This is a genomic window from Zavarzinella formosa DSM 19928 (genome assembly GCF_000255705.1).
Taxonomy (GTDB): Bacteria; Planctomycetota; Planctomycetia; order Gemmatales; family Gemmataceae; genus Zavarzinella; species Zavarzinella formosa.
The window spans coordinates 401,669-405,270 of the sequence record NZ_JH636447.1 but is presented as its reverse complement, the minus strand read 5'-3'; the positions used below and the strand labels follow the sequence as shown (position 1 = coordinate 405,270).

3 protein-coding genes are annotated in these 3,602 nt (G+C 60.4%); all 3 read right to left on the bottom strand.

Going from position 1 to position 3,602, the window contains the following annotated elements; all coding sequences use genetic code 11:
• Window positions 1–143: 143 nt before the first annotated feature.
• Entirely contained in the window at window positions 144–1,289 is a 1,146-nt protein-coding gene (locus tag BGIM_RS54700) for a hypothetical protein (protein WP_020474965.1), read from the bottom strand.
• Window positions 1,290–1,344: 55 nt separating this feature from the next.
• On the bottom strand, window positions 1,345–2,484 hold the full coding sequence (locus BGIM_RS0138625) for a hypothetical protein (RefSeq protein ID WP_020474964.1): 1,140 nt from the start codon (window positions 2,482–2,484) through the stop codon (window positions 1,345–1,347).
• Window positions 2,485–2,916: 432 nt separating this feature from the next.
• The coding region (locus tag BGIM_RS54695; protein ID WP_020474963.1) for a DUF1501 domain-containing protein at window positions 2,917–3,602 on the bottom strand (686 nt) is incomplete at its 5' end.

The window sequence follows — 3,602 nt, the reverse complement described above, 5'->3', positions numbered from 1 at the left end:
CCCGGCCCTGACGGACCGGTCTGGGTTAGCCGGTCTTTCAGACCGGGCGTTTTGATGGGTGACGGCTTCCACCCCCGGCGGCCTCGGCCTGAAAGGCCGATTAATCCAGACCGGTCCGTCAGGGCCGGGCATGCTTCTCCGGCCTACTTCCCCGGCGTGGCCGCTGCTTTCTTGCGCACCGGCACCCGCAAATCCGGTTGATCGATGAGCTGGCATTCCTCGGGAATCAGCTTCGGGTCGATGGCCCACGAGCCTTCAATGGCGAGCGGCTTTTTCTTCTTCTTGGCCTCCCGGTCACACATATCTTTGGGTTTGTCGTCCTCCGTCAGATACCAGTCGGGGATGCCGTCGCCGTTGTCGTCCCATTCCAGCCGGATGATGTCCCCGTTTTTTCCCCACCAACACCAAGAGTCGTCGTCCTCGAGACGAAAGATCCCCGAGCCGTCTTTTCGGAGCCACCGGCGGGACATCAACTTGCCTTTGCGAAAAGAAAAAATATCGATCCGGCTTATTTCTCTGTTTGGATGATAAATCGTGAACAGATCCGGACCGCTCGTCTTCTTGCCTTCAGTGATCTCGCGGACCAAATGGCCGGTTTCGTCATGCCAGCGCCAGAGGCCAGATCCTTCCTGGTGTTGATAAGTCAGTTTCAAATCCGGGCCGGAGGCGATCCACGCTTGCAGATTGTCGGCGGCGTTCGCCTGGTAGTCTCCGGTGTTGATCTTGGCGAGTTCCTCCCGGTCAACTTCCCACGGAAAGACCTCGGCCAATCTCGCCTCGGCATGGGCGATTAGCGCCTTCAGCCGGGCCGTCTCCCATGCCAGCCGCTGCTTCAGATTGTTCGCGTCAAGCCGGGGGAAATCTTTGTCCGCCGCGAAGTAAACGACAATGTCCATCGGGGAGACGCCGTCTGCATCGTAGTAGATTTTCAACGCGCCAATGTTCTTGATCGCGTGGAACTCGATGTGATCCTTGTTCTGGGCGGGATCATCGGACCAAATCCCGGAAAAATCCAGCGAGCGAGGTTGGGCCACAGGCAACGCGTAAGTCTTGGCCGGTTTCTTCCGCGGTTCGCCGAACGCGGCGAGGATGTCTCTCTCCTTCAACCGACACAGGCGTTTCTTGAATTCATCGATCCGCGAGGACAGCGCCTTGACCTCCGGCTTGTCGCGGGCGTCGCGAATCAACGCCACGTCATCGAATTCGTCAGGAATAATCAGGATGATGCTTGCGCGGGCCGGACAGGCGGCCAGCAGCAGGGTCACGAGAACGGGTATCGCGAGTCGCATCAGTGTCCTCCGTTGACAGGCTTTCAGCGTGGCCAGACATCACGTTGAATCCGGCTTACTTCGCCGGCGTGGCCGCCACTTTTTTGCGCACCGGCACCCGGAAGTTCGCCTGGTCGGGGATCTGGCATTCCTCGGGAATCAGCTTGGGGTTGACGGCCCACGAGTCGTTGATGGCGAGCGGCCTTTTCTTGGTGTTGGACTCTTCGTCGGATGGGTGGTTCGGCTTGTCTTCCGCCTTCAGATACCAGTCGGGGATGCCGTCGTGGTTGTCGTCCCATTCAAGCCGGATGATTTTTTCATCTTTTCCATACCAACGCCAACAGCCCTTCTCATCGTCACGAATTTTCTTTCCCGTCGACCAGCTTCGCGAGGCCAATTCGCCGCTGGCACGGAGAAACGAATCATGCCGAAACATTTTCTCCTTGGCATAATAAATCATGAACAGGCTTGGCGGGCCTTTGTCCTCGCCCCCGTCGGCCGAGCGAACCGGCAGGCCGTCCGCGTCCACCCAGAGCCAGGCATCCCGCCCGGCCTTGACCTCACGGGTCTGTTTCAAGCCCGCGCCGGAGGCGATCCAAGCCTTCAACTGGTCGGCGGCGTTTGCCCGAAAGTCCGAACGGCCGTTCATTTTGGCCAGTTCCGCCCGGTCCACTTCCCACGGAAAGACTTCGAGCATTCTTGCCTCGACATGGGCAAACAGCTTCTTGAGCCGGGCCTCGTCCCACGCCAGCCGTTGCTTCCAGTTGTCTTTGTCAAGCTTTGAAAAATCCTTGTCCAAGGGGAGATAGACAAGGATTCCTTCCGGCCGGATGCCATCGATCCAATAGTAAATTTCAAACGCCCCGATGTCTTTGATCACATGAAAGTCCATGCGGCGCTTGTTCGAGGCAGGATCGGGATCGGGGACACGGGGCCTGGCATACCCGCGAATCTGGCCCAACGGCATGGCGTGGGTCTTGGCCGTTCTTGGCTGCGGCTTTCCAAACAGGGCGGCGAAGTCTCTTTTCTTCAACAGGCTCAGCCTTGTCTGTAATTCGATGATTTGCCGGGCGGTCTCTTTGGTTTCCGGCTGGCGAAAAGCTTCGATGATTCGTTCGATCTCGTCATGCTCGTCCGGAATAATCACGATATCATCGGCGCGGGCCAACCCGGCGGCCATCAGCAGGATCACGAGAACCGGCGTCGCGAGTCGCATGGGTGTTCTCCGTTGACAGGCTGTCGGCGGGCTCGTCACCGGCCCGTTGATGAATGTTATAAGGACATGGGGTGGCTTCCCGAGAGTAAAAGCCACCCCCACCGCTGACGCAGTGGGGCTCTTGGGGTTCAACAGCCAGCGTGAAAAAGTTGGTATTGGCGAGCCGAGCAGCGTGAGCTGCCGGGTGGCTTCCGGCAGGGAAGTCACTTCAGCCACGGGTTTGAATCTGGCTGAGTAAAGGAGAGGCGGTTCAACCACTGGAAGCCACCCGGCAGCTTACGCTGCTCGGCTCGCCAAGACCAAAACCACGGCGGGGAAGTCACTTCAGCCACGGGTTTGAATCAGGCTGAGGAAAGGGGAGGCGGTTCAACCACCGGAAGCTCACGCTGCTCGGCTCGCCAAGACCAAAACCAAAACCACTCTGCCAACGATTTACGCCAGCAATTCCGACCTCACTCGGCCCACTCCGCCGACGGGGTATGGTCTTCCCTGGCGGTCGGGAATCTCGGAGTGCGGGTCGATGCCCAGCAGGTGGAACAGCGTGGCGATCACGTCTTTCGGCGAGAACGGCGTTTCGATCACATCGCCGCCGATCTTGTCGGTGCGGCCAATCACCCGGCCTTTGGCAAAGCCGGCGCCGGCGAACATGGCCGAGTAGGCGCGGGACCAGTGGTCGCGCCCGGCCCCGGCGACGTTCTGAATCCGGGGCGTGCGGCCGTGTTCGCTCTGGACCACGATGGCGGTCTCCTCCAGCAGGCCCCTCGCCTCCAGATCTTCCAAGAGGGCCGTGAAGGCGGCGTCGAGGCCGGGGCCCAGTTCGTTTTTCAGCCGGGTGTTTTGATAGATGTGCGTGTCCCAGCCGGTGTTCACGAGGCCGTATTCGTCCCAGCAGACAGTCACGAACTTGCCCCCGGCTTCCAGCAGACGGCGGGCGGCGAGGCACGACTGGCCGAACAGCGTCATGCCGTAGCGGTCGCGGAGTTTGGCCGGTTCGCTTTGCACATCGAGGGCGTCCCGCAGTTTGCCGGTGGTCAGCGCCGCGAACGCCGTCGCCTGATGCTTGTCGAACGGCTCGCGGTCGCTCCGGGCGTCGATCGCCCGGCGGGCGGCGTCAAGCT

Excerpts from the sequence above, each read along its gene's own strand:
- BGIM_RS54700 (WP_020474965.1), bottom strand. The coding sequence starts at position 1,289 with ATGCGACTCGCGATACCCGTTCTCGTGACCCTGCTGCTGGCCGCCTGT.
- BGIM_RS0138625 (WP_020474964.1), bottom strand. The coding sequence starts at position 2,484 with ATGCGACTCGCGACGCCGGTTCTCGTGATCCTGCTGATGGCCGCCGGG.